Genomic DNA, 25529 nt, shown 5'->3' on the forward strand with positions numbered 1-25529 from the left:
CCTTGTTGTTACGGAAGTGAAGGGGTTTCTCGCAGAGACGCAGAGGAAAGAGAGACGCAGAGGAAAGAGAGACGCAGAGGAAAGAGAGACGCAGAGGCGATCGTCTGCGCCGCAGGCACCGACACGCTTGATCGAATGTCGCGGCGGCCCCGATGCCTGAGCGCGGCTCCGCCGCCGGTGCCAACATCTCCGCGTCCCTCCTTCTTCTCCGCGTCTCTGCGAGAAACGAACTTTTCTACATCCCCGCCGCGCTAAGCGCCTGATCCATGTCCTCGACCAGATCGGCGATGTCTTCCAGCCCGACGTTGATCCGCAAGAGCCCCTCAGTCACGCCCATCGCCGCGCGCGCTTCGTCGCCCATGTTGGCATGGGTGCTGGAGGCCGGGTGGCACATCAGGCTGCGCGCATCGCCGATATTGTTGGAGATATCGACCAGCTTCAGCGCATCGAGCACCGCAAAGGCGCGCGCCCGCGTGCCGACGTCTAGCGCGAAGATCGGGCCGGTTGCGTCCATCTGGGCCATCGCCAGATTGTGCTGCGGGTGGCTCGGCAGGCCGGGGTGGAGCAGGTGCCCGCCCGCCTTGGTGACGCGCGGTTCGAGGAATTCGCCCAGCGCCACGGCTTGTTCGGATTGCTTGAAGGCGCGCAGCGGGAGCGTCTCCAGACCCTTGAGCACCACCCAGGCGTTGAAGGCAGAGAGCGTCGGCCCGGTGTTGCGCTGAAACGGCATCAACACCTCGTCGATCCACTGCTTGCTCGAACAGATCGCGCCCGCCAGCACCCGGCCCTGCCCGTCCATCAGCTTGGTGGCAGAATAGGCGACCACATCCGCGCCATATTCCATCGGCCGCTGCAACACCGGCGAGGCGAAGGCGTTGTCGACCACGGTGGTGATCCCGTGCGTGCGGGCAAGGCCGCAGACGTAAGCGAGATCGACGATGTCGAGCGTCGGGTTGGCCGGGGTCTCGAAGAAGAACACCTTGGTGTTGGGCCGGATCGCGGCCTCCCACGCGGCGTTGTCGGCGCTGTCGATGATGGTGACGTCGATCCCGAACTTCGGGAGCAATTGATCGCAGAGCCAGCGGCAGCTCCCGAACGCGGCGCGCGCGGCGACCACGTGATCGCCCGTCGCCAGCTGGCACAGCAAAGCCGCTGTCATCGCCGCCATCCCGGTCGCCTGTGTGCGGCAGGCCTCGGCCCCCTCCATCAGCGCAATGCGTTCTTCCAGCATCGCCACGGTCGGGTTCTGGAGGCGCGAATAGGTCATGCCCTGTGCCGTGCCCGCAAAGCGGTCGGCGACGGTCTGGGCGTCGTCATAGGTGTAGCCCGAGGTGAGGAACAACGCCTCGCTGGTCTCCCCATGCTCGCTGCGCCAGGTGCCGCCGCGCAGCGCGCGGGTTGCGGGGCGCCAGTTTGCCGTGGCGGCGCGGTCCATGCCGGTGGTCTTCTTCATGGATTGGGCCTCTAGGACGGCAAAAGCCCGCCCGCAAGCAGGCCTTGCTGCGCGGTATCGCCGTGGCCGACAGCGGTGAGCATCGCGGTCCCCTCGATCACAGTCATCAGATAGCGTGCGCCGCCTTGGGGATCGGGGTCGCCTGCGGGCATTTGCCCTTCCAGCCAGCCGAGCAGCTCGGCCATCATCGTCTGCGCCGCTATCTGGTATCCGGGCAGATCGCGCGCGGCGCCTGCAACAATCTCCCACCATAGCCGCATGAACGGCTGCATCGCGGGCGCATCGCCGTGGGCGAGAATGCGAGCGACCACATCGGCGCGGGTGGCGGCACGCTCGCTCCCCATCGCGGCGTCGAGCGCGGCGGCATAGACCTTGGCGATATAGCCAAGCAGATCGACGATCAGCGCTTCCTTGGTGCCGAAATGGTAGATCAGCATCCGGTCCGACGTGCCCGCCGCTTTGGCCAGCGGCCGTAGGCTCGCTCCGCCCAGCCCATGCGCGAGCACATGCGCGGTCAGCAGCGGCAGCAGGCTGTCCTTGGTCATTGGGGGCTTTTTTGGAGCATCGGCCATGAGGCGCTTGTAGCGGCGGGAGGGGCTTGCTACAAGTTCACGTAGCAGTCGCTACATATCAGGAGGATCGCGCTCATGCCCACTGAACTCACCCCCTTTCTTGCGCTCGCCGGCGGCGGGCTGGTCTTTACCGTGGCCGCCGTGCTGACCATGTTGCTGCGCCCCGAGGCGCCGGGCAATGCGCTGCTAGCGGGCGCGCTCTCCGCAGGCTTTTCGGCGTTCAGCGCCGTCACCATCGCCGCCGAAGGCGTGTTCCCGGTGGTGCTCAATCACACTAGCAATCTGTGGGGCGTGCAGGTTTGGTGGGACCTGCTGTTCTCGCTCAGCGTCGCCTATTTCCTGATCCTCCCGCGCGCCAAGGCGCAGGGGATGAACCTAATCCTGTGGACCCTGTTCATTCTGGCGACCGCGAGCATCGGATTGCTGGCGATGTGTTCACGGTTGTTCTGGCTGGAGGGACAGTCGACCACACGCGCCGCCTAATCGACGCTTGCTCTGGCGCGCGGCCCTCCCTAATCGCGCGCCATGGCCGAGGCGCAAGCGTCCCCCTCTCACCCTGCCCACTCGCCGCCGCATCCGCGTGATCCGCTGGCGTGGGTTCTGGCGCTGACCGGGCTGTTCGCCTTGCTGACCGGGTGGCGGCTGGCGATCCCCTCGATCCCCTATTTCGACGAGGTCCACTACCTCCCCGCCGCGCGCGAAATCCTCTCGCTGTTTACCGAAGGCCAGGGCGCATATCTCAACCGTGAGCATCCGCTACTCGCCAAGCTTCTGATTGCGCTAAGCATGGGCGTGTTCGGAGACAATCCGCTGGGCTGGCGGATCATGCCGTGGCTGTGCGGGATGCTGGCCTATTTCGCGGCTGTGCGAACGCTGTGGTACGCCAGTGCGGACCGTTTTGCCACGCTGGCTTTCGCAGTGCTGCTGGCAACCGGCTTCCACCTGTTCATCCACGCACGGATCGCGATGCTCGACATGGTGATGGTCGCGGGGCTGTGTGTAGCCGCGTGGCAGTTTGTCGGTGCCTGCGCCCAGCCGGAGACCGGGCGGCGTAGGCTGGCTTTGACCGGGATCGCCATTGGCTGCGCCCTCGGAGCCAAGTGGAACGCGATCCCGCTCGCCATAGTGCCGGGGCTGACGTTCTTCATCGCCCGCGCGCTCGCCGGACGCCGCCGCCTGCTGCTCAGCCGCCGGGGCGCGCCTGTGCCGGGGATCACGCTGGTCGAGGCCTTCGTGTGGCTCGGGATCGTGCCGCTGGTGGTTTATGCCCTCACCTTCCTGCCCGGCTATTGGCTGGCCGAATATCTCCGCCCCTCGCCGCTGGCCGAGAAAGGGTTGATCGGCTTTCACCGCGATATCTTCGCGCTGCAAAGCCAGCTGATGACCCCGCACCGCTACATGAGCACCTGGCCGCAATGGGTGCTGAACCTGCGCGGGATCTGGTATCTCTACGAGCCGATCGACGGGGCGCAGCGCGGTGTGCTGCTGATCGGCAATCCGCTGACGATGTGGCTGGGGCTGCCCGCGCTGCTGTGGTGCCTTGCGCGGGGCGTGTGGGTGCGAGACTGGGCGCGGCTGGGTGCGGTGATCGGCTACGGCGCGAGCCTCGGCCTATGGCTGATCGCGCCGAAGCCGGTGCAGTTCTATTACCACTACTTCGTGCCGAGTTTCTTCCTGCTCGCGGCGCTGGCGCTGGCTTGCAGCGACCTGCGCCGCCTGCCGCGTGGCCGGTGGCTGGCTTGGGCCATCCCGGCGGCATCCGCGGCGGTGTTCGCGTGGTTCTTCCCCATTATCGCCGCCCTACCGCTGGCGCGCGCGGACGCTTATGTTGCGTGGATGTGGCTGGATGGGTGGCGGTGATGAACCCTATTGGTCTGATGCTCGTTCTGCTGGCACCAGCACTCATGGATGATCAGTTCAATTGCCCGCAGATCGCCGGGAAGGTGATCGTCGACCAACAAGCCATGAACAGGGCGACGCCAATGCATCTCGACCGGCTGGCACCGTCGCCTTGGGTGATCGACTATGCCTGCGCGGTTGATGCCAATGGTCGGATGACGCGCTGCCGCTTCGCCTCGCGCCAAGCGCTAACGCCCGCGCAGAAGCAACTGATGCTCAGAATCATGCCGAGGATGATGGCGGCGGTCAGCACCGATGTTCCGAACCAACGCTGCGTTGCCGGCAAAATGACTTTCGCAGTGCCTCCTGCGCCCAGCAGCGGTGAGTAGGCCTAGAACCGCCCCCACACAAAGCGGCTGGACAGAGCGTAGTTCCACACCGACCCCACCACGATCCCCGCCAGCGCCGCCAGCACCCAGTGGATGCCGCTGCCTTCCATGAAGGTCGCAATCGCCACATTGGCGAAGGCCCCAATCGCGCAGGTTGCGATGAAGCCCAGCCAGCCGCGCAGCAGCGCCACCGCGCCCACCAACCGCTTGTCGCGATAGGTAAGCCAATTGTTGAGCCAGAAATTGAAGCTCATCGCCACCAGCACAGCCGCGGTCTGCGCAATCGCGAACCGCTCGCCCAGCGCGAACAGCAGCACGCTCAGCACCACGAAATGCACCAGCACGCCGAACGCGCCGACGGTCCCGAACAGAGCAAAGCGGGTCGGGATCACCTTGCCGAGCGTCTTGTCGTAAAGCCCGGCGAGGAAATCGAACAGAATGGCGCGGTCCAGCTTGCTTTCTCCTTCGCGGCGGGCCGCGAAATTGAGGGGGAATTCCTTGACGGTCATCGGCGCATCGGCGGTTGCGAGCAAGTCGAGCAGAATCTTGAACCCGATGCCTGACAGGCGCGGCACCAGCGCGCGCGCGGTCGCGGCGGGGAGCATGAAGTATCCGCTCATCGGATCGCTCAGCTCCACGCCGGTGATTTTGCGGGCGAGCGCGTTGGCGTAAGTCGACAGCTTCTCACGCTCGGGCGCAGCCCACTCGGCAGTGCTGGCGCCCTCGGCAAAGCGGCTGGCGACGCAGATTTCGGCCTCACCCGATTTCAGCGCGGTGAGCATCCCCGGCAGGAGCGCCGGATCATGCTGGTGGTCGGCGTCCATTACCGCGACATACGGCGCGGCGGTCGCGCAGAAGCCTTCGATGGCCGCGCTCGCCAGCCCGCGCCGCCCAATGCGCTGGATCACTCGCACGCGGGGATCGATCAGCGCCAACACGCGCGCTTCGTCCGCCGTGCCGTCCTTGCTGTCATCATCGACGATGATCACTTCCCACACCGCCGCCGTCCCGATCGCGCGGTCGATCCGCTCGACCAGCGGGCCGAGATTGCCGCGCTCGTTAAGGGTCGGCAGGATGATCGCGAGGTCGAGCGTCATGGCTTCTCCCACCGCGCGGCGCGGCGTTGCTCGGATGCTGGCGGTGCTTGGAAGGGTCCCATATTCCATCGCCCCCTCATGCACGATAGTTCTTTATAAACCATAACTCGCAGGCTCACCGGGGGCGCTACAGCCGCTCCCGCACCGCAGCGCCGATGGCCGCTGTGCCGTGACTGCCGCCCAGATCGCCGCCGAGGATGCCGTCCGCCAGCGCTGCGGCCACGGCGGTCTCGATCCGCACGGCTTCAGCCTCCAGCCCGAAGGAATGGCGCAGCATCATCGCGGCCGACAGGATCGTCGCCATCGGGTTGGCCTTGCCCTGCCCGGCAATATCGGGCGCACTGCCGTGGATCGGTTCATAGAGGCCGAAGGTGCCAAACTCGGTCTCACGCTCACCTAGCGAAGCGCTCGGCAGCAGGCCGATCGAACCCACCGCCGCGCTCGCCAGATCGGAGAGAATATCGCCGAACAGATTGCCGGTCAGCACCACGCCGAAGCGTTCCGGGTGGCTCACCACCTGCATCGCGGCATTATCGACATACATGTGGTCGAGCGTCACGCCGGGGTATTCGGCAGCCACTTCCACCACCACATCACGCCACAACTGGCTGGTTTCGAGCACATTGGCCTTGTCGACGCTGATCAGCGGCAGGCCCGAACTTGCCGCCGCGCGGAAAGCGACATGGGCAATGCGGCGCACTTCGCTGTCGGCATAGGACATCGCGTCCCAGCCTTCACGCTCGCCTGCATCATTGGTGCGCTGGCCTTTGGCGCCGAAATAGACATCGCCGGTCAGCTCGCGCACGATCAGCATATCGAGCCCCGTCGCGATGTCAGCCCGCAGCGGCGAAAGGCGCTCCAGCCCCGCAAACACCCGCGCCGGGCGCAAGTTGGCGAACAGGCCGAGATGTTTGCGTAAGCCCAGGATCGCCTGCTCCGGGCGCAGGTGGCGCTCCAGCGCGTCGCAGGCCGGATCGCCCACCGCGCCGAACAGGATCGCGTCCGCCGCGCGCGCCATGACCAGCGTCTCTTCGGGGAGCGGGTGCCCGTGGCGATGATAGGCCGCGCCGCCGACATCGCCGGTAAACAGCGTCAATCCCGGCAAACCGAGCGCCTCCAGCACCGCCACCGCCTCTGCCGTGACCTCAGGGCCAATCCCGTCGCCGGGCAAGACTGCGATTTTCATGGTAACGTCTTTCACCCCATGCGCGCCAACCGTTCGGTCAGCAGCCTGCGCGCGCCCATAACATCGCCCTTGTGACCTGCAAGCAGGTAGTGCGAGAGTTGGCGCTCGAGTATCCCCAGCAAAGCGGCTTGCGCGGGCCAATCGGGCGCATCGGGCAGCGCGCCGCCGCCGTAGCCCAATTCGCGCAGCAGCATCGTTTCGTAAGCAATCAGCCCGCTCACCCACCCGCGCGCCGAAGGAGCCACGGCAATCGCCCCCAGCAGAGCGTCGAGCGCTTCATAGAGGTCGGGATAGGCCTGACGTTCGGGCAAGGCGGTCGCTGAAAGCCCGCACACCCACTGGATCGCGGCGGCCGGCAGCGGCTCGGTCATCAAGGCGGCGCGGGAGTGCTCCAGCTCCAGCCGCGCGAAGGGCAGCTGGTTGGCCGAACGGCTGGTGAGTTCAACCGCGACCCGGTTGCCCGGCACCATCACCGCGCGCATCTGCCGCCCGCGTCCGCCTGCGACATAGGCGGCGATTAGGCCATGCTCAGCCGTCAGCAGCCGCGCAAGCGCCCCGGTCTCGCCCTGGTGGCGCGACGCAAGCAGAATGGCAGGCGCGCGCAGGTTCATGCCCGCGCAACCCGCTTACTTGGAGGTATTCTTGGCTTCCAGCGCAGCCAGCCGGGCTTCGAGCGCATCGGCCTGTTCGCGGGCCTTCTGGGCCATCGCCTTGACCGTTTCGAATTCCTCGCGGCTCACGAAATCGATCCCGCCGAACGCTTCACGCAGCCGCTCGCGCGCGCTTTCGCGGGCCTCGCGGCTCATGCCCGCCATGGTTCCGGCGGCGCTGTTGGCGAGTTTGACGAGGTCGGCGATGATCGGGTTCTGGCTTTGCATTCTGTCTTTTTGGGGATGCTTGCCCTGAAGTGCAAGCATCCTCCTCGCTTTCGCAATCTGGCGATTGCTTCGCTGCGGGCGCCCGGTCGGGCTTGCGGACGCGCTACGCCGTCCGAGAATACACAATACAAATCCTGAGACCTACAATTGCACCCGCGTGGCTGCGCCGTCGGCGCCTTGTGGCCCACCGTCGGGGTTGGCGGCGATGAACTGGTAGTTGAGCGCCGTCGCAAAGCACAGCCAAGCGAGATAGGGCATCAGCAGCAGCGCCGCCGGGCGTCGCACCCGCCACACCAGCGCGAGCGCGATCAGCAGACTCGCAATACTGAGCCCCAAAACCATCAGCCCGGCCATCATGTCCTGCTTCCCGAAGAACACCGCGGTCCAGCTTTGCGAAATGACGAAATGCACCCCGAAGGCGATCAGCGCGACACCGCGGCCATGGGCGCCCCATGCGCTCGCGACCATTGCCAGCGCCACGCCGATCATGATGAACAGCGCCGTCCATACGATCCCGAAGGTTACGGGCGGCGGATAGATCGCGGGCTTCTCCAACCCGGCGAACCACGGCGTGTTCGGCCCACCCAGCTGCCCGGCGGTAAAGCCGATCAGCAGGATCAGCGGCACCATGAACAGGGCCCAGCGGATGAAGCTGGCGCGCAATTGAGCAGGGGAAGCAAGGACGTTCATGGTTTCTCCAGGGTCCGCACGCGGAAGCGCGGCGATACCAGAGCCGCGCGTGTCATGCCAACTTATTGCCTGTGAGTTGCCCCGCAATGAACCATCCGGCCACGGCGCGCCCGAGGGGAAAGACAAAAATGTGGTAAAAATTGGGCAAGAGGTCACGAAACGCTTTGGGGTCTGCGAATCTTCCTGCTAGAGGCTGCCTTATTCCTGCCGTGATTCGAAAGTGCGTAGGCGGCAGGAAGATCAGAATAACGCGCTTTGCTCATTACTGGCCCGCTTGGGTCCATAGGGGAATACACCATGAAGAAGACCTTTGCGCTCGTCGCCGTTCTCGCCCTCGCCACCGCCGCTTGCTCGAAGCCGGCTGAAGAAGCTGCGACCGAAGCTGACACCACCGCCGTTGCTGAAGAGCCGATGGCTGCCGAAACCCCGATGGCTGGCGAAACCCCGGCTGCCGACGCTATGGCTGCCGAAACCCCGGCCGCTGCCGAGACCCCGGCTGCTGAGTAAGCCTTAACGGCTTGCCGGTCCCGACCTAGTGTCGGGAGCACGGACAAGAAACAGACCGGCAGCAACCTTCGGGTTGCTGCCGGTCTTTTCTTTTGGGCGGCAGGTTCAGGCTTGTCTTAGCCCAAAGCGCCCAGCGCCACGGCCACGCCCAACGCGACAGCCACCAGTGCGGCGATCATCATACCCTTGTTCTTCATCGGACTTCCCCCCTTATGCAGTGCGCCGGGCGGCGATCAGGAATTCGACATTGCCCTGCGGCCCGGTGATCGGGCTTACCACAATTCCCTGAACCACCCAGCCCAGCCCTTCGATCCAGCCGCGCACATCTTCGCAGACGCGCGCGTGCAGCGCAGGATCGCGCACCACCCCGCCCTTGCCCACTTCCTCGCGGCCGACTTCGAATTGCGGCTTGATGAGCGCGACCAACTGGCACGGCGTCGCCGCCAGCCGGAGCGGAACGTCGAGCACCTTGGCCAAGCTGATGAAGCTCGCATCGCACACCACCCAATTGCAGGGGCGGTCGATCAGCGTCGGCGTCAGAATGCGCGCGCTTGTCTGTTCGAGCACGGTGACGCGCGGATCTTCGCGCAGGCGCCACGCCAGTTGGTTGGTGCCGCTGTCGACGGCAAAGACGTGCTCCGCGCCATGTGTCAGCAGCACATCGGTGAAGCCTCCGGTAGACGAGCCGATATCCATCGCGGTCGCGCCCGCCGGGTCGAGGCCGAAATGTTCGATTGCATGCGCCAGCTTAATCCCACCGCGGCTGACCCATGGATGATCGCGCCCGCGCACGGTTATCGCGATGTCGTCGGCCACTTGTTGCCCGGGCTTGTCGACCTTGTTGTCGCCAATGAACACCAGTCCGGCCATCACCAGCGCCTGCGCGCGCGCCCGGCTTTCGGCGAGCCCGCGTTCGACCAGCAGCTGATCGACACGGCGCTTTGCAGGCTTAGCGGGGCGAGATGGGGTTTCAGGCATGGACAAGCGGAGGCTCTAGCGCGCAAAGTGCAGGCATGAAAGCTGCTCTGCCCGCCCTTGTCTCGATCCTTGCACTTGCGGCCTGCGTGCCATCCACCAAGGCCCCGCCGCCCAGCACACCGACACCGGCCCAGCGGCCAGCTCCGGCACGGCCCGCACCGGCCCCAGTGATTCAGGCTCCGCCGAGTACCAACTGGATCGACGCACCGCTGACGCCGGGGTCTTGGGTCTATCAGGACTTCGGGCCCGGCAATGGCAAGCGCAGCCTGTTTTCCAATCCTGAGAACACCTTCTACTTCAGCGTCTCATGCGCCACCGGGCCGGATGGTGTGCAAGTCCAGTTCAGCCGGACCGGCACGCCGTCCAAGCGTTATCTGGCAATGACGATCCGCACAGAAACTGCGCAGCGCACGCTGACGGGTGAGCGGTTCGGCGCGCAAATGATAATCGCTGGGGTTCCGGCCACCGACCCTCTGCTTGATGCGATGGCACTGTCCAAGGGGCGCTTTGCTGTCGAGGTCGAGGGAGAGGCCCCGCTTTATGTCCCCAGCCATGCCGAGGTCAGCCGAGTGATCGAAGACTGCCGGTAACGCTCGTCATTGCGAGGAGCCGGAGGCGACGCGGCAATCCATGCCCTGCCGTTCCGCCGAGCGGAAACGGCAATTCATGGATTGCTTCGCTTCGCTCGCAATGACGAACAAAACGGAACTCCCCGCACCCGGTCCGATTCTATACATTAATATCCACAGGCTTGCCCCCAGCCTGTCCACAGCCCGAACCTGAAATGAAAAACGCCCGAGGTTTCCCTCAGGCGCACACCGCCACGGCTTTACGCGGCGAGGAACGACTATGACGGCGGAAAAGATTTATTCAAGTCTTGTCCTTTCGCGGCCCATGAATCACATTGCATCTTGAGGCCAGCGGCGCGCGCGGCTCTCGGCCCCCGGTGAAACGGTCGGGTCTGCTTACAAGCTTGAAAGGAGGTGATCCGATGTCTCATGGTTCAGTAGCGAGGTCGGTGAAGATCCCTACGGAGCATACTCGGTAATCCTCAAGCCAGAGTAAGGCTTCGTGAGCGGCACTTCCGGCCGCTGACCATGAAAGGGCGTTTCCACCGACAGGCTGGAAGCGCCCTTTTCATTATCTGTGTTCCGCATCGCATCCGCGATGCGAAATCCTCGCTCACACGCCCGGCGGGCGCGTCACTGCGGGCGGCCGATCGGCCTTGCGGGCCTGCGGCCCGAACCAGAGAACACCTCCAAGATTGCGCGCAACCACATCCTCCCCTTCTGGAGAGGGGGACCATGCGCAGCATGGTAGAGGCGCGCGCGGCGTTGATCCCACCCAACACGCGTCTTGCCCAAATCCGCGCGCGGGATTAGGCGCGAATGATGCACTTTGACAGCCTGCCTCACCCCTCGCCCACGCCTGATGCCACCCGCACGCAGCTGATCGCCGATCCCGGTTTCGGGACGGTGTTCAGCGATCACATGGTAGTGGTCGATTATGACGAGTCGCTCGGCGGCTGGCAGACTCCGACCATCGGCCCGCGCCAGCCGATCCCGCTCGATCCGGCGGCGAGCGTGCTGCATTATGCGCAGGAAATCTTCGAAGGCCTCAAGGCCTATCGCCACCCCGATGGCGCGCTCGGACTGTTCCGGCCCGAGGCCAACGCCGCACGCTTCAATGCCTCGGCTGACCGGCTGGCCATGCCGCATGTCCCGCCCGAATTGTTCATCGCAAGCATCCGCGCGCTGCTCGACGTTGATGGCAATTGGTATCCGGCGGTCGAGGGTGGCTCGCTCTACCTGCGGCCCTTCATGATCGCGACCGAGGCGTTCCTCGGCGTGCGCCCGGCGAAGAAGTACAAGTTCATCGTCATCGCTTCGCCTGCGGGCAATTACTTCAAGTCGGGTGCCAAGGCGGTCAGCATCTGGATTTCCGACTACACCCGCGCCGCTCCCGGCGGCACCGGGGCGGCCAAGTGCGGCGGCAACTACGCCGCCAGCCTCGTGCCAACCGGACAGGCCTTCGCCAAGGGCCACGACCAAGTGCTGTTCCTCGACGCGGTCGAGCGCAAGTGGGTCGAGGAGCTGGGCGGCATGAACCTGTTCTTCGTCTTCGCCGATGGCACCGTCATCACCCCACCGCTGACCGGCACGATCCTCCCCGGTATCACCCGCAACAGTCTGATGGCGCTGCTGACCGAGCAAGGGCTTTCGGTCTCGGAAGCGCCCTACTCCATCGATCAATGGCGCGCGGATGCGGAGAGCGGTCATCTCGTCGAAGTGATGGCCTGCGGCACCGCTGCGGTCGTCACTGCGGTCGGCACGGTTGCGGGGCCGGACGGCGCGTTCACCATCGGTGCAGGCGGCATCGGCCAGACCACCGCGAAGCTGCGCGAGACGCTGGTCGGCATCCAGACCGGACAGATCGCGGACACCCACGGCTGGGTGATGCGGGTTTAGGAGACGCGACGATGCTGGGATTGACCTTTGCGGCGCTCGCCATGCTGGAACAGGCGAGCGCGATCATCTGGAAGAATGACGGGACGGTCGAGATCACCACCAGCTTCGTCGCGACTGATCCGCGTAACCCGTTTCCGCAAGGCACGGTCCTGCTCCTGAGCAAGGCCAAGGAAGCCTGTGGCGACAAGGGTGCACCCGTGCCGGTGGGTGAGCCGGTGGTGGTCGGAATCACGATCGCGGAGGGCAAGCCGCAAGTCGCCATGAGCGGGACCTATGCCTGCCGCCAAGGCTGAGGCCGCCCTTCAGGTCGCCGCGCTCTACCGCTTCACCGCTTTCGCCGACCCCGAAGCCCTGCGCGCGCCCTTGCTGGCGGCGTGCGAGGCGGCGGGTGTCAGAGGCACCTTGTTGCTCGCGCGTGAGGGGATCAACGGCACCATCGCGGGCGAGGCTGCGGCGCTGGCGGCCGTGCTTGAGCACATCCGCGCTCTCCCCGGCTGCGCTGACCTTGATGTGAAGTTCTCCTCCGCCCCCGAAATGCCGTTCCACCGCACGAAGGTGCGCGTGAAGCGCGAGATCGTCACCATGGGCGAGCCGGACATCGACCCGACGCTTGCCGTCGGCCACTATGTCGATCCGCATGACTGGAACGCGCTGATCGCCGATCCGGACACGCTGGTGATCGACACTCGCAATGATTACGAGGTCGCAGTCGGCAGTTTTGCGGGCGCAGTCGATCCGCAGACGCCGAGCTTCCGCGATTTCCCCGCATGGTTCCGCACCCACCGCGAAGAGCTGCTGGCCGGCAAAAAGAAAGTCGCGATGTTCTGCACCGGCGGCATCCGCTGCGAGAAATCGACCAGCTTCCTGCGAGCCGAAGGGGTGGACGCGGTCTATCACCTCAAGGGCGGCATTCTGAAATATCTCGAACAGGTGCCTGAAAACGAAAGCCTGTGGCAGGGCGAATGCTTCGTGTTCGATGAACGCGTGACGGTGCGCCACGGCTTGGGACAAGGCACGTTCCAGCTATGCCGCGCCTGCCGCCGCCCGCTCGATGCCGCGGCGCTGGCCCATCCCGATTTCGAGGGCGGGGTGAGCTGCCCCGCCTGCATCGACGAGCGCACGCCCGAACAACGCGCTGGCTATGCCGAGCGCCAGCGTCAGGAGGCCCTCGCCAAGGCGCGTGGGGAATTACACGTTGGCTCGGTGCGCTCGCCGAAGGAATGAACGAAGCGCCGCTCCTCTATTCCTTCCGCCGCTGCCCCTATGCGATGCGGGCGCGGATGGCGCTGTGGGTGGCGGGCATCGTGGTGGAGCTGCGCGAGGTGAAGCTCGCCGCCAAGCCACCCGAACTCATCGCTGCCTCACCCAAGGGCACCGTGCCGGTGCTGGTCCTGCCGGATGGAACCGTGATCGATCAGAGCATGGCGATCATGCGATGGGCGTTGGCGCAGAATGATCCGGAAAGCTGGCTGACGGGCGATGATGCCGCGTTGATCGCGGCGAATGACGGGCCGTTCAAGCACCACCTCGACCGCGCGAAATATCCCGGGCGCTACGAAGTGGACGGCGTGACCGACCACCGCGCCGCCGCGCTCGCCCTGCTCGCTCCGCTGGAGGCGCGGTTGGAGGCGGCGCCGTGGCTGTGTGGGGAAAGCCGCGCCCTTACGGACATCGCGCAATTCCCATTCATCCGCCAGTTCGCCGCGATTGATTCCGAATGGTTCGCGGCCCAGCCCTTGCCGCGTTTGCAGGGGTGGCTGGAAGGTCTGGCGCGTTCGGAGTTGTTCGCCAGCGTCATGCCCAAATTCACCCCGTGGCAGGAATACGACGCGCCGGTTCTACTAGGGCCAACCCCACCCCGGACTTGATCCGGGGCCCAGCTCTTTTGTGGCACGCAAGCGGGGTCCCGGGTCATGCCCGGGATGGGGAGATTTGATAACTATTTCTCCCCCAACCCCTCCCGAAATGCATCGACCAGCCAGCTTGCCGCCGGGCCAAGCCGCGTATCACGGCGCCACAGCGCGTTAAGGCCGTAATGCGCGCCGGGCCTCTCCGGCAGATCGAGCTCGACCAGCGCACCGCTCGCCAGATCGGCCGCCACCATCGCGCGCGGCATATTGCCCCAGCCCAACCCCTCTTTCAGCAGCGAGTGCTTTGCGCCCAGATCGCCGAGCCGCCAGGTCAGCGGGCTGAGCACCGAGAACTCGCGCCCCTCGGTCAGGGGCGAACGGTCGGTCAGCACAAGTTGCAGATGGCGGCGGCTCTCCCCCGGGGCGATTCCGGGACGCGCGAGGGGATGGGACGGCGCGGCGACGGGGATCAGGTCGATCTCACCCACCGCGCGGCGTTCCAGCGCGGGCTGATCGCCGATCACCGGGCCGCCGATGGCGAGGTCCGATCCGCCGTCGATCACGCAGGCCGCGACGGCGCCCAGCCCCTCGATCCGCAAGGTCAGCGCGCAGGTCGGGAACATCCGCCGGAATTCGCCGAGCACATGAGCGGTGATCTCGCCCGGCACCATCACGTCGACCACCAGCGTCAGTGACGGTTCCTGCCCGGCATGAAGCGAGCGGGTCTTGGCGAGCAGCGCGTCCACCCCGTCAGCAATCCCGCGGGCTTCGGCCAGCAAGCCCTCCCCCGCCGCCGTCAGCACGGGTCGGCGCGAGCCCTCACGGTCGAATAGGCTGAGGCCGAGCTGCGCCTCCAACTGCGCGATGCCGTAAGACACTGCTGAGACCGCGCGGCCCATCGCCTTGGCCGCGCCGCCGAAGCTGCCATGCTCCGCCACAGCGATGAAGATGCGCAATTGATCGAGACTGGGTTCGCCGAGTTTCATGGGCTGTATGTTCAGATAATCCGAATATCTTGGCAAGTTTTATCGCACTTATCCGTTCATCACCCGTGGCCTATCTCCCCCTCAACAGAGCGAGCCCATCAGCGGGCCACTCCGAACCAAGGAGAAACGCCATGATCGAACTTCGTCCTTTCAACACGCTGGGCGCCGCCAACCACGGCTGGCTCGACGCGCGCCATCACTTCTCGTTTGCGAACTACCACGATCCGGCCCGCGTCCACTGGGGCGCGCTGCGGGTCTGGAACGATGACAAGATCGCTGCGGGCACCGGCTTCCCGACCCACCCGCACAGCGACATGGAGATCATCACCTATGTCCGCACCGGCGCGATCACGCACCGGGACAGCATGGGCAACGAAGGCCGCACCGAAGCGGGCGACGTGCAGGTGATGAGCGCTGGCAACGGTGTGCGCCACTCGGAATACAACCTCGAAGGCGAGGAAACCACGCTGTTCCAGATCTGGATCATCCCCGATGAGCGCGGCGGCGAACCCAGCTGGGGCGCACGGCAGTTCCCCAAGGACGACCGCAACGGCGCCTTCGTCCCGCTCGCCAGTGGGGTCGCGAATGACAATGACGCACTCAAGATCCGTGCCGATGCCCGGGTGCTCGGGGCGACGATCAAGGCGGGCGAAAGCGTGACCTACACGCCCCGCACCGCTGACCGTCACCTCTATCTGGTGCCCGCCACCGGCAAGATCCGGATCGACAACGTCGAAGCGAATGCTCGCGACGGCGTAGCGATCACCGCGCTGGCAAGCGTGACGATCACCGCGCTCGAAGACAGCGAAGTCGTGCTGGTCGACGCAGCGTAACAGCCCCCCGGAGCCGGCCGGTCCCCCCCATCCCCCTGCCGGCCGGCTCCACCCCTCTTTGCATCGAAAGAACACCGCCATGAGCAACATCCTCTACATCACCGCCAGCATCCGTTCGGACAGCGAGAGCGTGTCGCGCAGCCTTGGTCAGCGCATCGTTGACGGTCTCGCCACCAAGTCGGGCGCGAGCGTTACGACTCGCGATCTCACTGCCAAAAACCTGCCTTACGTGAGCGCCGAGCGCTTTGCCGCCAACCTCACCCCGGCGGCTGACCGCACGCCCGAGCAGGCCGAGCTTGCCGCCATTGCAGACACGCTGATCGCCGAACTGCAAGCCGCCGACACCATCGTGATTGCCAGCCCGGTCTACAATTTCGGCCCGCCCGCCACGCTCAAGGCCTGGGCCGATCTGGTCGCCCGCACCGGCACCACCTTCCGCTACACCGCGACCGGCCCCGAAGGCCTGCTGACCGGCAAGAAGGCCTACCTCGCCATCGCCAGCGGCGGCACCCCGATAGGGAGCAACATCGACTTCATGAGCCGCTGGCTGACCTTCTTCCTCGGCTTCCTCGGCATCACCGATGTCGAGCTGGTCGCAGCGGACGGGATTATGGGCATCGGCGGCGAAGCCAAGATTGCCGCCGCCCGCGAAACGGCTGAGCGTCTGGCTGCGTAAGTTTTAGAGGGGGCGGCTGCCAGGGTCGCACCGCCCCCTTCTCACCCTCTGATGCTGGCCGTCAGTCCGGCCCTAGTCCCTCGGCCGCGCCAGCTGCGGTTTGAACAGCGTACGGCTCGGGCGGATAACGATGATTGCCACGCCCACCAGCGCCATCCCGCCGCCGATAATCAGCGGCCAACCGATCGTATCGCCCGTCAGCCATGTCCCGAAGGCAATCGTCAGCAGCGGGGTGAGCAGCGTCAGCGGCACGATCAGGTTCGCATCATGCGTCTGAAACAGTCGGAAATAGGCCGAGTGCGCGCCGACCGAAACAATCACCCCGGCAAACAGCACACATCCCGCCACCGCCAGCGGCGCGGCTTCGACGGCGGCGATCTGGCCGGTTTCCAGCAGCAGGGTCGCAGGCAGCATCACCCCCAGTGACGCGAGCCCCGCCCAAGCCTGAAGCGCTACCGCGCCGATCTCGATCCGCTTGACGAAGACCGAGGCAAAGGCCCCGATAAACACACCCGCAAAGGCGAACCCAAGGCCCACCGGATCGCCCGCGTCGGACGGCGCGCCAATCGCGAGGCCCACGCCGCCCAGCGCCAGCGCCATGCCGATCCCGCGCCGCCAGCGCACCTCCTCGCCCAGAAAGATGATCGCGAACAGCACCGTCAGCGGCGCGCCTGACAGGTTGACGATCCCGACGGCTGAGGGGCTCGCCGTCTGAAGCCCCACGAATTGCAGCCCGAAGCTGCCCCCGGTGATAGCAAAGCCGATCAGCAGCACCAGCGGCAGGCGCGCAGGCCGCTGACGCAGCAGCAGCGGGAACAGCACCAGCAGCACGGTCCCCGACCGCAGCACTGTGTAGAACAGCGGCGGCAGGCCCAGGGTGCTCACCGCGATCTTGCTGACCACGATGTTGAGCGCCCATGCGACATTGCAGAACAGCATGATGCCGAGCGCAGAGAGTGGCGGGCTTTTCGGCATCAGGGGGAAGGGCTGCCGAATACCTCGCGCACGACGTCTTCGGGCAGATTGTCACGCAGTTGCTCGCGCCACACGGTTGCCACCGCATCGGACGGCGCACGCCAGTCTCCGCGCGGGCTCAAGGCGCCCGCCGAGGACACCTTCGGCCCATTGGGCAGCGCAGACCGCTTGAACTGCGAGAAGCCGAAGAACCGCGCGCAGAACTTGTCCATCCAGCGCGCAATGGTGGCGAGGTCATAGGCGTTCTTGCCCGCGTCCGGGAAACCCGCCGGCCACAGCCCGCCGCTCCCGTCCTTCCACGCATGCCAAGCCAGAAACGCGACCTTGGAGGGGCGCTGGCCGAAGCGGATCACGTGGTGCAGGAAGAAGTCGTTGAGCTCATATGGGCCGACAAGGCTCTCGGTCGATTGCATCGCCCCGTCCGCGGTCGGCGGCACGAGTTCCGGGCTGATCTCGGTGCCAAGCACATCGCTCAGCACCTCGCCGCAGGCGTCGGTGAACTGGCCGGTGCGGATCACCCAGCGGATCAGATACTGGATCAGCGTCTTGGGCACACCCGAGTTGACGCCGTAATGGCTCATGTGGTCGCCCACACCATAGGTGCACCAGCCGAGCGCCAGCTCGCTGAGGTCACCGGTGCCGACCACGAAGCCACCGTGCTGCCCGGCAAGGCGGAACAGGTAGTCGGTGCGAAGGCCCGCCTGCACGTTCTCGAAGGTCACGTCATGCACCGGCTCGCCTGCCGCAAAGGCGTGGCCGATATCTTCCAGCATCTTCGAGGCGGCAGGGCGGATGTCGATTTCGCCGGAGGTAATCTCCATCGCCTCCATCAGCCGGTGAGCGTTGGTCTTGGTGCCATCCGAGGTCCCAAAGCTAGGCATGGTATAGCCCCGGATCGCGGTGCGCGGCATGCCGAGCCGGTCACACGCCTTGGCCGCCACGATCAGCGCATGTGTGCTGTCGAGCCCGCCGGAGATACCGATCACAAGGCTCTTGGCACCCGTCGATTCGATCCGCCGCATCAGTGCGTCGACCTGGATGTTGAACGCCTCGTAGCAATCCTCATCCAGCTTTTCCGGCCGGTCGGGGACGAAGGGGAAGCGCGCGACGGGACGAACCAACCCGATGTCACCCTCGGCATAGGCGTGTTCGAACACGATCCGGCGGTAGCTATCATCCGGCCGCCCGGCCCATTCCGCCGCATCGGCGAAGGTCTGATTGCGCAGACGTTCAGCGGCGAGGCGTTCCGTGTCGATGTCGACGATGGTGAGTTCGCCGCTGCGGTCGAAGCGCTCGCTTTGCGCCAGCAGGCTGCTCATTTCGTAGATCACGCCCTGTCCGTCCCACGCGAGGTCGGTGGTGCTCTCGCCGTAACCGCTGGCCGAATAGACGTAAGCGGCGATGGCGCGCGAGGCCGAGGAACGGCAGTGCAGGTGGCGATCATCCGCACGGCCGATGGTGACAGGCGAGGCCGAAAGATTGCACAGGATCAGCGCGCCAGCGAGCGCGGCGGTCATTCCCGGCGGGATCGGAGCCCAGAAGTCCTCGCAGATTTCCACGCCAAAGCGGAAGCCCGGCAGGTTCGCGGCGGCGAAGACCAGATCGGTGCCGAACGGCACTTCCTCGCCCGCCACCCCGATCCACAGATCGGTGCACCCGCGCCCGTGGGCGAAGTGGCGCTTCTCGTAGAACTCCCGGTAATTGGGCAGGAAGCTTTTGGGGACCATACCCAGAATCTGCCCATGCGCGATCACCACCGCGCAATTGTAGAGCTTGTCCGCACGGCGGAGCGGCGCACCCACGATCAGCACCGGGTGCAAGTCAGCCGACGCTGCGACCACCTCGGCCAAAGCCTGCTCGACCCGCTCGATCAGCGCGTGCTGGAGCAACAGATCGTCGATCGCATAGGACGACAGGGTGAGTTCGGGAAACACCACCAGATCGACGTTCGCTTCATGCGCCTTCCGCGCTTCGGCCAGCACGCCTGCTGTGTTGTAGGCGACGTCCGCCGGTCGGCTGCACGGCGTGGCGGTCGCCACCCGGACAAAGCCGTGCTCGTGCATATCGAAAAAGGGGTGCGAGGTCTCGCTCATGGTCGCAGCTGCGCTCCGGGTGCTTGGCCCTTGACCTCTAGCGCCTAATCCCCGCCGTTCCTAGCAGGTCGCCGCAAAAGTCCTGCTATCCTGCGCCAAAGCCGATCCATGCGCGCCCGGTGCTTGCACCGCGGCGGGCGAGCCGCCAAGTGTCAGGACAGACCCAACCGGAGCTACAATCATGGCCGATGCCACCTACACCCCGCCCGCCGTCTGGAGCGCCGACACTGTCTCAGGCGGGCGCTTTGCCAACATCAATCGCCCGACCGCCGGCGCGCGTGAGGAAAAGGCGCTGCCTGTCGGCGCCAACCCCTTCCAGCTCTACTCGCTCGCCACGCCCAACGGAGTGAAGGCGACGATCATGTTCGAGGAACTGATCGAAGCCGGACACACCGGCGCGGAATATGACGCGTGGACGATCAACATCGGCGATGGCGAGCAGTTCACGAGCGGCTTTGTGGGCGTGAACCCCAACTCCAAGATTCCTGCCCTGCTCGACCAAAGCGGGTCGGAGCCGTTCCGCATCTTCGAAAGCGGCGCGATCATCGTCCACCTCGCCGAGAAATTCGGGATGTTCCTCCCCACCGATCCCGCGGCCCGCGCCGAGGTGCTGAGCTGGGTGTTCTGGCAGGTCGCCAGCGGCCCGTTCATGGGGGGCGGCTTTGGCCATTTCTACGCCTATGCGCCCGAGAAATACGAATATCCGATCAACCGCTATGCAATGGAAACCAAGCGGATCTTCGACGTCGCCGACAAACGTCTTGGCGAGAGCCGCTTCTTGGCGGGCGACGAATACACTCTCGCTGACATCGCCAACTTCCCCTGGCTGGCGCCGTTTGTGGCAGGGCAGATCTACAACGATGCCAAGTCCTTCCTCAGCATCGACGAATACAAGAACGTCGCGCGCTGGGTCGCTGAGATCGGTGCCCGTCCCGGCGTGCAGCGCGGGCGGATCGTCAACAAGGTGTGGGGCGATGAAGACACGCAATTGCGGGAACGCCACTCGCCCGCAGACTTCGTCGGCAAGCGGTTGGTGACCAGCGCCCCGCAATAGGACGCAGGCGGGGGCGGAGGCGCAAAATTCTGCGCCTCCGCCCCCTTCCCATATGCATTTCAGCCGCTATAGAGCGCGGCTCTTGCTGGGGCGTAGCCAAGCGGTAAGGCACCGGTTTTTGGTACCGGCATGCGAAGGTTCGAATCCTTCCGCCCCAGCCAACAGAAGTTGCAGGTTGTCGCAATAGGTCGCCTGCCCTACCCTCAACCTTCGGAAATCAAAGCGAATGGTGCGGCAAGGAACGCCGAGCCGCGCGTTTGCCGCTGATCGAGCTTTGACGCGCGTCAGTCGGGCAGCCCTCGCGCACTCTGCCGCCTTGTGCCACATCCGCCACCATGTCGCAGCCTCGCGTCTTCCATCTGATTCTCGTCAACAACCTCGTCCAGAACCTCGTCAATTTCACGGTGTGGTTCGCGCTGGTGTTCTGGGCGTTTCTCGAGACCCGTTCGGTGTTCGTCACCGGGATGATCGGCGGCATCTATCTGGTGCTGGGCGCGGTGCTGGCCCCGTGGTTCGGCAGCCTGGTCGATCACCACGCCAAGCGGACGGTGATGCTCGGATCGAGCATCGCGTCCTTCTTGCTCTATGCCGTCGCCCTCGGCGTGGTTCTGATCGCCCCGCCCGCCGCGCTGTCGCAGGTGGATAGCGCACCCTTGTGGGCGTTCACCGGCATCGCGATGCTCGGCGTGATTGCGGGCAACCTCAGGATGATCGCGCTGCCGACGCTGGTGACGGCGTTGATCCCGCCGGAGGGACGCGACAAGGCCAATGGGCTGGTCGGCATGGTATCGGGCCTCGGCTTCCTGATCACCTCGGCGATCAGCGGCTTTCTGGTCGCGTGGGACGGGATGCGCGGCACGCTGGCGCTGGCACTGGCGGCGACGGTGCTCGCTTTCGGCCACATGTTGACGATCCGGCTGACAGAACCCCGCGCCGACCGGGCCGAGGATGACGCGCCGCGCCGTGTAGACCTGTCCGGCACGCTCGCGGTGATACGGGCCGTGCCAGGGCTTGGCGCGCTGATCCTGTTTGCTTGCTTCAACAACCTCTTGGGCGGCGTTTTCATGGCGCTGATGGATGCCTACGGCCTGTCGCTGATGAGCGTCGAGGCGTGGGGCCTGCTTTGGGCGGGGGCTTCGTCGGCCTTTATCGTTAGCGGGTTGATCATCGCTAAGGCCGGGCTTGGCGCCAATCCGCTGCGCACGCTGATGCTGGTGAACCTTGCCGTTTGGCTCGTGGCGGCGCTGTTTTCGGTGCAGTCCTCGATCCTGCTGCTCGGGATCGGCTGCGTGCTGTGGCTGGCGCTCAGCCCTTTTGCCGAGGCTGCCGAGCAGACCGCGCTGCAACAGGTCGTCCCGTTCGAGCGGCAGGGCCGGGTGTTCGGCTTTGCCCAAGCGGTCGAGAACTCTGCCGCGCCTCTGATGGCGGTGCTGATCGGGCCGGTGACGCAGTACCTCGCGATCCCCTTCATGACCGACGGCGCGGGCGCTTCCGCGGTGGGGCATTGGTACGGCACCGGGCCGGAGCGCGGGATGGCGCTGGTGTTCACCCTGACGGGCGTGGCAGGCATGGCGCTGACACTGGCGGCGATGGCCTCGGGATCGTACCGCGCACTGTCAGCAGCGTTGCGGGAGGCCTCGGCGCACCCCGCCTAGAACAACCGCGCGCCCAGCGGCACTTCGGTGTCCGGCGCAAACAGCACCACGTTGCCCGCCGTGTCAGGAAAGCCGAGCGTTAGTACCTCGGACATGAACTTCCCGACCTGGCGCGGCGAGAAATTGACCACCGCGGCGATCATCCGTCCCTCCAGCGTCTCAGGCGTATAGAGCCCGCATACTTGGGCGGAGGAACGCTTGATCCCTACGCCGGAGCCAAAGTCGATCGTCAGCTTGTAAGCCGGTTTCCGCGCCTCGGGAAAGGGATCAACTCGAATGATCCGGCCGACGCGGATATCGACATTGAGGAAGTCGTCAAAGGCGATGGGCGCCTCAGCCGGGGCGGCGGGATCGTGGACCATGTGCATGGCCGGAAAGCTAGCGCAGGGGCACTCGGTATGTCCAATGCCGCAGGATGATAGGTTGCATTTGACAATCAATCGCCGCTCTCGCAGTCTGCGCGCCTGAGAGAGGCTCTCGAAGGGGATCGAAGTCATGCAAGCGCAAATACTCGCGCCCGCCGCCGTGTTGGTGGTGTGGTCGCTCATCATGCTGTTCTGGATGGCGGGCGTGCGCCTGCCCGCCCTAAAGAAGGCCGGGATCGATCTGGGTGCGCGGCCCGGCGGCCGGGGGCAGGACCTCGAAGGTGCGGTCGAGCCGCGCATCAACTGGCCCGCGCATAATTATTCGCACCTGATGGAGCAGCCGACCGTATTCTATCCCACGGTCGTCATCCTCGCGATCATGGGAGCGGGCGCAATCGATGTGACGCTGGCGTGGGTCTATGTTGCGCTGCGGATCGTCCATTCGATCTGGCAGGCGACGGTGAACAAGGTGCCGGTGCGTTTCCTGCTGTTCCTCGTCTCAAGCTTGGCGCTGCTGACGCTGGCGATCCGCGCAGCGATGGCGACTTTGTTCGCCGACCCATCCGCACTGCCCATTTAAGGAGAGACTAGATGATCGGAATGGACATTCTCCAGCCCGTGGTGGTGCTGCTGGCTTGGACGATGGTGATGTGGGTGTGGATGTATGCCACCCGCATACCGGCAATGCTGAAAGCGGGCATCGACGCCAAGGGGATGGTCGGCTCGACGGGCGCAAGCCTGCGGGCGCAACTGCCCGATAACGTGAGCTGGAAAGCGGACAATTACAATCACTTGCACGAAGCTCCTACGCTATTTTATGCAGTAGCGATTGTGCTCGCGATCATCGGTCAGGGCGACGGCCCCAACACTATGGTCGCCTGGGCCTATGTCGGGCTGCGGATCGCGCACTCAATCGTGCAGGTGACCGTCAACCGCGTCGCCGTGCGGTTCGCGCTGTTCGCGCTGTCAAGCATTGCGCTGATGGTGTTGATCTTCCACGCGATTATTCCCGTGTTCGATCTGCACCTGCACGGCTGAACGGCACAGCGGGGCGGCGAGTTACTCCGCCGCCACCGCCTCTTGCACCGCATGGGCGCGCGCGGCGAGGAAGCGCTCGCCATCCAATGCGGCCATGCAGCCCATGCCTGCGGCGGTGACCGCTTGACGATAGACATGATCAGTCACGTCTCCCGCTGCAAAGACGCCGGGGATGACGGTCTTGGGCGTGCCGGGTTCCGTCAGCAGATAGCCGCTCTCATCCATCGGCAGTTTGCCAACAAACAGCGAGGTCGCCGGCGCGTGGCCGATCGCGACGAAGGCTCCGTCGACTTCCAGCGTGGAGGCCTCGCCTGTCACCGTATCGGTCAGCGCGAGGTGGTGGAGCATTCCGTTGTCGCCGGCCTCGAAGCTGTCGACGCCCTTGTTCCACAGCACCGTGATCTTGGGATTGGCGAAGAGGCGTTCCTGCAGGATCTTCTCGGCGCGCAAAGAATCACGGCGGTGGATCAGGGTCACGTTGTCCGAATGGTTGGTAAGGTAGAGCGCCTCTTCCACGGCGGTATTACCGCCGCCGATCACCGCCACGCGCTTGCCGCGGTAGAAGAACCCGTCGCAGGTCGCACAGGCTGAAACACCCTTGCCGCCCAGTTCCATCTCGCCCGGAGCACCCAGCCACTTGGCCTGCGCGCCAGTGCAGATGACGAGGCAATCGGCGATGTATTCGTCCCCGCTGTCACCGATGGCGCGGAAGGGCGAGCCGTGGTCGAGATCGACCGAGACGATCGTGTCCCAGATCATGCGCGTGCCGACGTGTTCGGCCTGAGCGCGCATTTCCTCCATCAGCCAAGGGCCCTGCACTACGTCGCGGAAGCCGGGGTAATTCTCGACATCGGTGGTGATGGTGAGCTGCCCGCCGGGCTGAAGTCCTTGGACGACAATCGGTTCCAGCATGGCGCGCGCGGCGTAGATCGCGGCGGAGTAGCCTGCCGGGCCGGAGCCGATGATGAGCATCTTGGTGGTGTGGGTCGCCATGACGGGTGCCTCTGGTGGATTTCAGGGGAGCGATATGGGGATTTCGGACGCGATTGTCACGCCACCAGCTTGGCTCTGAGACGCTGTTTTCTTGCCTCATCCACACCTAATATTGTCGCCAGATAGGCATCAAGCGATCCGTGATCGCGTGTCACTTCTGCGATGTAAGTGTCGATATATTCAGGCAAAACACCCATCAGATTGTGCAGCGCCTCAGGCTCGATCGCGCCGTAATGCGCTTCCATCCGCGGGAGCGATTGGCGTTCAAGGATCTCGCGGGTCGGCGCATCATTGGTGAGCAGAAATTCTCTCACGATATCATCGTGATGCACGCCGAGGACATGGAGCAGCAGGCTTGCCGCGATGCCGGTGCGGTCTTTCCCGGCAAAGCAATGGACGAGGCTACCACCGTCATTTTCATCCAAGGCATTGAAATAGCGCGTGAACATCGCGATCATCGCCGGATTGACCGGCATCCGCGTATAGACCGCCAGCATCCGCTCGCGCGCCTTCTGCGGGGTCATTACCACCTGCCCGCCCCCGCCTTCATGGGGAGGAGAATTACTGGTTTCTCCATCATGCGCAATGACTTGTGCCGCAAAGTTCGGATGGCGTCTGCACGGAAATCCCTCCCGCTCGCTCACCCCGCGCAGGTCGATCACGGTACGGATGTCGAGCGCATGGAGCAGCACCAGATCATCGTCGCTCGCTTCCATGTGCTGGCCCGAGCGGAACAGCACGCCGGTCCGCACCCGTTCGCCGCCCGGTATGGCGTAGCCGCCATAATCTCTCAGATTATGAATACCTTGTGTGAAAAAGAAGGGGCCGATGCGGGCGCTGTTGGGCGCCGCTTCAAGAGAATCGCTGATCATCACGGGCGACAGTGGCAGTGCGACACAACCGGGGCAATACCGCGACATAACCCGCCGATAGCGGGGCAACCACTGGGATACG

At 65.1% G+C, this 25529-nt stretch carries 29 protein-coding genes and 1 tRNA gene; 16 read left to right on the plus strand and 14 right to left on the minus strand.

The features are described 5' to 3' along the window. Window positions 1-235: 235 nt before the first annotated feature. Window positions 236-1453, minus strand: a complete 1218-nt coding sequence (locus GRI59_RS11560; RefSeq protein WP_160761299.1) for a trans-sulfuration enzyme family protein — start codon at window positions 1451-1453, stop codon at window positions 236-238. Between the two features lie 11 nt (window positions 1454-1464). After that, the gene (locus GRI59_RS11565; protein ID WP_237440783.1) at window positions 1465-2025 is read right to left on the minus strand and encodes a TetR/AcrR family transcriptional regulator; all 561 of its coding nucleotides are present in this window, start codon (window positions 2023-2025) and stop codon (window positions 1465-1467) included. A 75-nt stretch (window positions 2026-2100) separates the two neighbouring features. Here GRI59_RS11565 and GRI59_RS11570 point away from each other — a divergent pair, with 75 nt between their 5' ends. The 3 genes from GRI59_RS11570 to GRI59_RS11580 are packed head-to-tail and all read left to right on the plus strand — an operon-like array spanning window position 2101 to window position 4253. Further along, window positions 2101-2508, plus strand: coding sequence for a hypothetical protein (locus tag GRI59_RS11570; protein WP_160761300.1), 408 nt, complete (start codon window positions 2101-2103; stop codon window positions 2506-2508). A 42-nt stretch (window positions 2509-2550) separates the two neighbouring features. Continuing rightward, window positions 2551-3885, plus strand: a complete 1335-nt coding sequence (locus tag GRI59_RS11575; RefSeq protein WP_160761301.1) for a phospholipid carrier-dependent glycosyltransferase — start codon at window positions 2551-2553, stop codon at window positions 3883-3885. Further along, entirely contained in the window at window positions 3885-4253 is a 369-nt protein-coding gene (locus tag GRI59_RS11580; RefSeq protein ID WP_160761302.1) for a hypothetical protein, read from the plus strand. The genes GRI59_RS11575 and GRI59_RS11580 overlap by 1 nt, the downstream gene beginning before the upstream one ends. A 2-nt stretch (window positions 4254-4255) precedes the next feature. On the opposite strand, the gene GRI59_RS11585 is transcribed toward GRI59_RS11580, so the two are convergent. The 5 genes from GRI59_RS11585 to GRI59_RS11605 all read right to left on the minus strand — a co-directional run bounded on the left by GRI59_RS11585 (window position 4256) and on the right by GRI59_RS11605 (window position 8104). Beyond that, a complete protein-coding gene (locus GRI59_RS11585) occupies window positions 4256-5350 on the minus strand; it encodes a glycosyltransferase (RefSeq protein WP_160761303.1) in 1095 nt (364 codons plus the stop codon). Between the two features lie 127 nt (window positions 5351-5477). Further along, window positions 5478-6536 (minus strand): 3-isopropylmalate dehydrogenase, encoded by a 1059-nt coding sequence (gene leuB, locus GRI59_RS11590; RefSeq protein WP_160761304.1) that lies wholly within the window; start codon window positions 6534-6536, stop codon window positions 5478-5480. An 11-nt stretch (window positions 6537-6547) separates the two neighbouring features. Further along, on the minus strand, window positions 6548-7147 hold the full coding sequence (gene recO, locus GRI59_RS11595) for a DNA repair protein RecO (RefSeq protein WP_160761305.1): 600 nt from the start codon (window positions 7145-7147) through the stop codon (window positions 6548-6550). Window positions 7148-7162: 15 nt separating this feature from the next. After that, window positions 7163-7414, minus strand: a complete 252-nt coding sequence (locus GRI59_RS11600) for an accessory factor UbiK family protein (RefSeq protein WP_160761306.1) — start codon at window positions 7412-7414, stop codon at window positions 7163-7165. 141 nt (window positions 7415-7555) lie between these two features. Further along, window positions 7556-8104, minus strand: coding sequence for a TspO/MBR family protein (locus tag GRI59_RS11605; RefSeq protein WP_160761307.1), 549 nt, complete (start codon window positions 8102-8104; stop codon window positions 7556-7558). A 297-nt stretch (window positions 8105-8401) separates the two neighbouring features. Between GRI59_RS11605 and GRI59_RS11610 the strand changes: the two genes are divergently transcribed. After that, window positions 8402-8611, plus strand: coding sequence for a hypothetical protein (locus tag GRI59_RS11610; RefSeq protein ID WP_160761308.1), 210 nt, complete (start codon window positions 8402-8404; stop codon window positions 8609-8611). A 210-nt stretch (window positions 8612-8821) separates the two neighbouring features. Here GRI59_RS11610 and GRI59_RS11615 read toward each other — a convergent pair whose 3' ends face one another. Continuing rightward, entirely contained in the window at window positions 8822-9589 is a 768-nt protein-coding gene (locus GRI59_RS11615) for a TlyA family RNA methyltransferase (RefSeq protein ID WP_160761309.1), read from the minus strand. A 35-nt stretch (window positions 9590-9624) separates the two neighbouring features. Here GRI59_RS11615 and GRI59_RS11620 point away from each other — a divergent pair, with 35 nt between their 5' ends. The 5 genes from GRI59_RS11620 to GRI59_RS11640 all read left to right on the plus strand — a co-directional run bounded on the left by GRI59_RS11620 (window position 9625) and on the right by GRI59_RS11640 (window position 13925). Further along, window positions 9625-10179, plus strand: coding sequence for a hypothetical protein (locus tag GRI59_RS11620; RefSeq protein WP_160761310.1), 555 nt, complete (start codon window positions 9625-9627; stop codon window positions 10177-10179). 801 nt (window positions 10180-10980) lie between these two features. Further along, complete coding sequence (locus tag GRI59_RS11625) at window positions 10981-12057, plus strand: branched-chain amino acid aminotransferase (protein WP_160761645.1); 1077 nt, start codon at window positions 10981-10983, stop codon at window positions 12055-12057. Between the two features lie 11 nt (window positions 12058-12068). Continuing rightward, window positions 12069-12350 (plus strand): hypothetical protein, encoded by a 282-nt coding sequence (locus GRI59_RS11630; RefSeq protein ID WP_160761311.1) that lies wholly within the window; start codon window positions 12069-12071, stop codon window positions 12348-12350. Next, window positions 12331-13281: an oxygen-dependent tRNA uridine(34) hydroxylase TrhO gene (trhO, locus tag GRI59_RS11635; protein ID WP_160761312.1), complete on the plus strand. Its 951-nt coding sequence runs from the start codon at window positions 12331-12333 to the stop codon at window positions 13279-13281. The genes GRI59_RS11630 and trhO overlap by 20 nt, the downstream gene beginning before the upstream one ends. Beyond that, window positions 13278-13925 carry a glutathione S-transferase N-terminal domain-containing protein gene (locus GRI59_RS11640; RefSeq protein WP_160761313.1) on the plus strand — a complete coding sequence of 216 codons (648 nt, stop codon included), beginning with the start codon at window positions 13278-13280 and terminating at the stop codon, window positions 13923-13925. Before trhO ends, GRI59_RS11640 begins: the two co-directional genes overlap by 4 nt. A gap of 71 nt (window positions 13926-13996) precedes the next feature. Here the strand turns inward: GRI59_RS11640 and GRI59_RS11645 are convergent, their stop codons facing one another. Continuing rightward, window positions 13997-14893 carry a LysR family transcriptional regulator gene (locus GRI59_RS11645; RefSeq protein ID WP_160761314.1) on the minus strand — a complete coding sequence of 299 codons (897 nt, stop codon included), beginning with the start codon at window positions 14891-14893 and terminating at the stop codon, window positions 13997-13999. Window positions 14894-15024: 131 nt separating this feature from the next. Between GRI59_RS11645 and GRI59_RS11650 the strand changes: the two genes are divergently transcribed. Next, complete coding sequence (locus tag GRI59_RS11650) at window positions 15025-15726, plus strand: pirin family protein (RefSeq protein WP_160761315.1); 702 nt, start codon at window positions 15025-15027, stop codon at window positions 15724-15726. Between the two features lie 79 nt (window positions 15727-15805). Then, on the plus strand, window positions 15806-16402 hold the full coding sequence (locus tag GRI59_RS11655) for an FMN-dependent NADH-azoreductase (RefSeq protein ID WP_160761316.1): 597 nt from the start codon (window positions 15806-15808) through the stop codon (window positions 16400-16402). Window positions 16403-16474: 72 nt separating this feature from the next. Here GRI59_RS11655 and GRI59_RS11660 read toward each other — a convergent pair whose 3' ends face one another. Both GRI59_RS11660 and GRI59_RS11665 read right to left on the minus strand, forming a co-directional pair. Continuing rightward, a complete protein-coding gene (locus GRI59_RS11660) occupies window positions 16475-17377 on the minus strand; it encodes a DMT family transporter (protein ID WP_160761317.1) in 903 nt (300 codons plus the stop codon). Continuing rightward, window positions 17377-19470, minus strand: coding sequence for an NAD(+) synthase (locus GRI59_RS11665; protein ID WP_160761318.1), 2094 nt, complete (start codon window positions 19468-19470; stop codon window positions 17377-17379). Before GRI59_RS11665 ends, GRI59_RS11660 begins: the two co-directional genes overlap by 1 nt. Window positions 19471-19651: 181 nt before the next feature. On the opposite strand from GRI59_RS11665, the gene yghU reads away from it, so the two are divergent. The 3 genes from yghU (at window position 19652) to GRI59_RS11680 (ending at window position 22179) form a co-directional block, all read left to right on the plus strand. Next, window positions 19652-20524, plus strand: a complete 873-nt coding sequence (gene yghU / locus GRI59_RS11670) for a glutathione-dependent disulfide-bond oxidoreductase (protein ID WP_160761319.1) — start codon at window positions 19652-19654, stop codon at window positions 20522-20524. An 86-nt stretch (window positions 20525-20610) separates the two neighbouring features. Then, window positions 20611-20685 (plus strand) — tRNA-Gln (locus GRI59_RS11675). 174 nt (window positions 20686-20859) lie between these two features. Continuing rightward, window positions 20860-22179 carry an MFS transporter gene (locus GRI59_RS11680; protein WP_160761320.1) on the plus strand — a complete coding sequence of 440 codons (1320 nt, stop codon included), beginning with the start codon at window positions 20860-20862 and terminating at the stop codon, window positions 22177-22179. Here the strand turns inward: GRI59_RS11680 and GRI59_RS11685 are convergent. Then, window positions 22176-22547 carry a tRNA-binding protein gene (locus tag GRI59_RS11685; protein ID WP_160761321.1) on the minus strand — a complete coding sequence of 124 codons (372 nt, stop codon included), beginning with the start codon at window positions 22545-22547 and terminating at the stop codon, window positions 22176-22178. The two genes, GRI59_RS11680 and GRI59_RS11685, sit on opposite strands and share 4 nt — an antisense overlap. 127 nt (window positions 22548-22674) lie before the next feature. Here GRI59_RS11685 and GRI59_RS11690 point away from each other — a divergent pair, with 127 nt between their 5' ends. Then, complete coding sequence (locus GRI59_RS11690) at window positions 22675-23124, plus strand: MAPEG family protein (RefSeq protein ID WP_160761322.1); 450 nt, start codon at window positions 22675-22677, stop codon at window positions 23122-23124. 11 nt (window positions 23125-23135) lie between these two features. Then, complete coding sequence (locus GRI59_RS11695; RefSeq protein WP_183363599.1) at window positions 23136-23582, plus strand: MAPEG family protein; 447 nt, start codon at window positions 23136-23138, stop codon at window positions 23580-23582. A gap of 21 nt (window positions 23583-23603) precedes the next feature. Here the strand turns inward: GRI59_RS11695 and trxB are convergent, their stop codons facing one another. Together trxB and GRI59_RS11705 are read right to left on the minus strand one after the other, a co-directional pair. Continuing rightward, on the minus strand, window positions 23604-24575 hold the full coding sequence (trxB, locus tag GRI59_RS11700) for a thioredoxin-disulfide reductase (protein WP_160761323.1): 972 nt from the start codon (window positions 24573-24575) through the stop codon (window positions 23604-23606). 56 nt (window positions 24576-24631) lie between these two features. Continuing rightward, window positions 24632-25447, minus strand: coding sequence for a tyrosine-protein phosphatase (locus tag GRI59_RS11705; RefSeq protein ID WP_160761324.1), 816 nt, complete (start codon window positions 25445-25447; stop codon window positions 24632-24634). Between the last annotated feature and the right edge of the window lie 82 nt (window positions 25448-25529).

It is taken from the genome of Erythrobacter ramosus, from assembly GCF_009828055.1.
Lineage (GTDB): Bacteria > Pseudomonadota > Alphaproteobacteria > Sphingomonadales > Sphingomonadaceae > Erythrobacter > Erythrobacter ramosus.

What these genes read in the sequence shown, in the direction of transcription:
- GRI59_RS11560 (WP_160761299.1), bottom strand. Translation starts at nt 1,453, where the DNA reads ATGAAGAAGACCACCGGCATGGACCGCGCCGCCACGGCAAACTGGCGC.
- GRI59_RS11565 (WP_237440783.1), bottom strand. Translation starts at nt 2,025, where the DNA reads ATGGCCGATGCTCCAAAAAAGCCCCCAATGACCAAGGACAGCCTGCTG.
- GRI59_RS11570 (WP_160761300.1), top strand. Translation starts at nt 2,101, where the DNA reads ATGCCCACTGAACTCACCCCCTTTCTTGCGCTCGCCGGCGGCGGGCTG.
- GRI59_RS11575 (WP_160761301.1), top strand. Translation starts at nt 2,551, where the DNA reads ATGGCCGAGGCGCAAGCGTCCCCCTCTCACCCTGCCCACTCGCCGCCG.
- GRI59_RS11580 (WP_160761302.1), top strand. Translation starts at nt 3,885, where the DNA reads ATGAACCCTATTGGTCTGATGCTCGTTCTGCTGGCACCAGCACTCATG.
- GRI59_RS11585 (WP_160761303.1), bottom strand. Translation starts at nt 5,350, where the DNA reads ATGACGCTCGACCTCGCGATCATCCTGCCGACCCTTAACGAGCGCGGC.
- leuB (WP_160761304.1), bottom strand. Translation starts at nt 6,536, where the DNA reads ATGAAAATCGCAGTCTTGCCCGGCGACGGGATTGGCCCTGAGGTCACG.
- recO (WP_160761305.1), bottom strand. Translation starts at nt 7,147, where the DNA reads ATGAACCTGCGCGCGCCTGCCATTCTGCTTGCGTCGCGCCACCAGGGC.
- GRI59_RS11600 (WP_160761306.1), bottom strand. Translation starts at nt 7,414, where the DNA reads ATGCAAAGCCAGAACCCGATCATCGCCGACCTCGTCAAACTCGCCAAC.
- GRI59_RS11605 (WP_160761307.1), bottom strand. Translation starts at nt 8,104, where the DNA reads ATGAACGTCCTTGCTTCCCCTGCTCAATTGCGCGCCAGCTTCATCCGC.
- GRI59_RS11610 (WP_160761308.1), top strand. Translation starts at nt 8,402, where the DNA reads ATGAAGAAGACCTTTGCGCTCGTCGCCGTTCTCGCCCTCGCCACCGCC.
- GRI59_RS11615 (WP_160761309.1), bottom strand. Translation starts at nt 9,589, where the DNA reads ATGCCTGAAACCCCATCTCGCCCCGCTAAGCCTGCAAAGCGCCGTGTC.
- GRI59_RS11620 (WP_160761310.1), top strand. Translation starts at nt 9,625, where the DNA reads ATGAAAGCTGCTCTGCCCGCCCTTGTCTCGATCCTTGCACTTGCGGCC.
- GRI59_RS11625 (WP_160761645.1), top strand. Translation starts at nt 10,981, where the DNA reads ATGCACTTTGACAGCCTGCCTCACCCCTCGCCCACGCCTGATGCCACC.
- GRI59_RS11630 (WP_160761311.1), top strand. Translation starts at nt 12,069, where the DNA reads ATGCTGGGATTGACCTTTGCGGCGCTCGCCATGCTGGAACAGGCGAGC.
- trhO (WP_160761312.1), top strand. Translation starts at nt 12,331, where the DNA reads ATGCCTGCCGCCAAGGCTGAGGCCGCCCTTCAGGTCGCCGCGCTCTAC.
- GRI59_RS11640 (WP_160761313.1), top strand. Translation starts at nt 13,278, where the DNA reads ATGAACGAAGCGCCGCTCCTCTATTCCTTCCGCCGCTGCCCCTATGCG.
- GRI59_RS11645 (WP_160761314.1), bottom strand. Translation starts at nt 14,893, where the DNA reads ATGAAACTCGGCGAACCCAGTCTCGATCAATTGCGCATCTTCATCGCT.
- GRI59_RS11650 (WP_160761315.1), top strand. Translation starts at nt 15,025, where the DNA reads ATGATCGAACTTCGTCCTTTCAACACGCTGGGCGCCGCCAACCACGGC.
- GRI59_RS11655 (WP_160761316.1), top strand. Translation starts at nt 15,806, where the DNA reads ATGAGCAACATCCTCTACATCACCGCCAGCATCCGTTCGGACAGCGAG.
- GRI59_RS11660 (WP_160761317.1), bottom strand. Translation starts at nt 17,377, where the DNA reads ATGCCGAAAAGCCCGCCACTCTCTGCGCTCGGCATCATGCTGTTCTGC.
- GRI59_RS11665 (WP_160761318.1), bottom strand. Translation starts at nt 19,470, where the DNA reads ATGAGCGAGACCTCGCACCCCTTTTTCGATATGCACGAGCACGGCTTT.
- yghU (WP_160761319.1), top strand. Translation starts at nt 19,652, where the DNA reads ATGGCCGATGCCACCTACACCCCGCCCGCCGTCTGGAGCGCCGACACT.
- GRI59_RS11680 (WP_160761320.1), top strand. Translation starts at nt 20,860, where the DNA reads ATGTCGCAGCCTCGCGTCTTCCATCTGATTCTCGTCAACAACCTCGTC.
- GRI59_RS11685 (WP_160761321.1), bottom strand. Translation starts at nt 22,547, where the DNA reads ATGCACATGGTCCACGATCCCGCCGCCCCGGCTGAGGCGCCCATCGCC.
- GRI59_RS11690 (WP_160761322.1), top strand. Translation starts at nt 22,675, where the DNA reads ATGCAAGCGCAAATACTCGCGCCCGCCGCCGTGTTGGTGGTGTGGTCG.
- GRI59_RS11695 (WP_183363599.1), top strand. Translation starts at nt 23,136, where the DNA reads ATGATCGGAATGGACATTCTCCAGCCCGTGGTGGTGCTGCTGGCTTGG.
- trxB (WP_160761323.1), bottom strand. Translation starts at nt 24,575, where the DNA reads ATGGCGACCCACACCACCAAGATGCTCATCATCGGCTCCGGCCCGGCA.
- GRI59_RS11705 (WP_160761324.1), bottom strand. Translation starts at nt 25,447, where the DNA reads ATGATCAGCGATTCTCTTGAAGCGGCGCCCAACAGCGCCCGCATCGGC.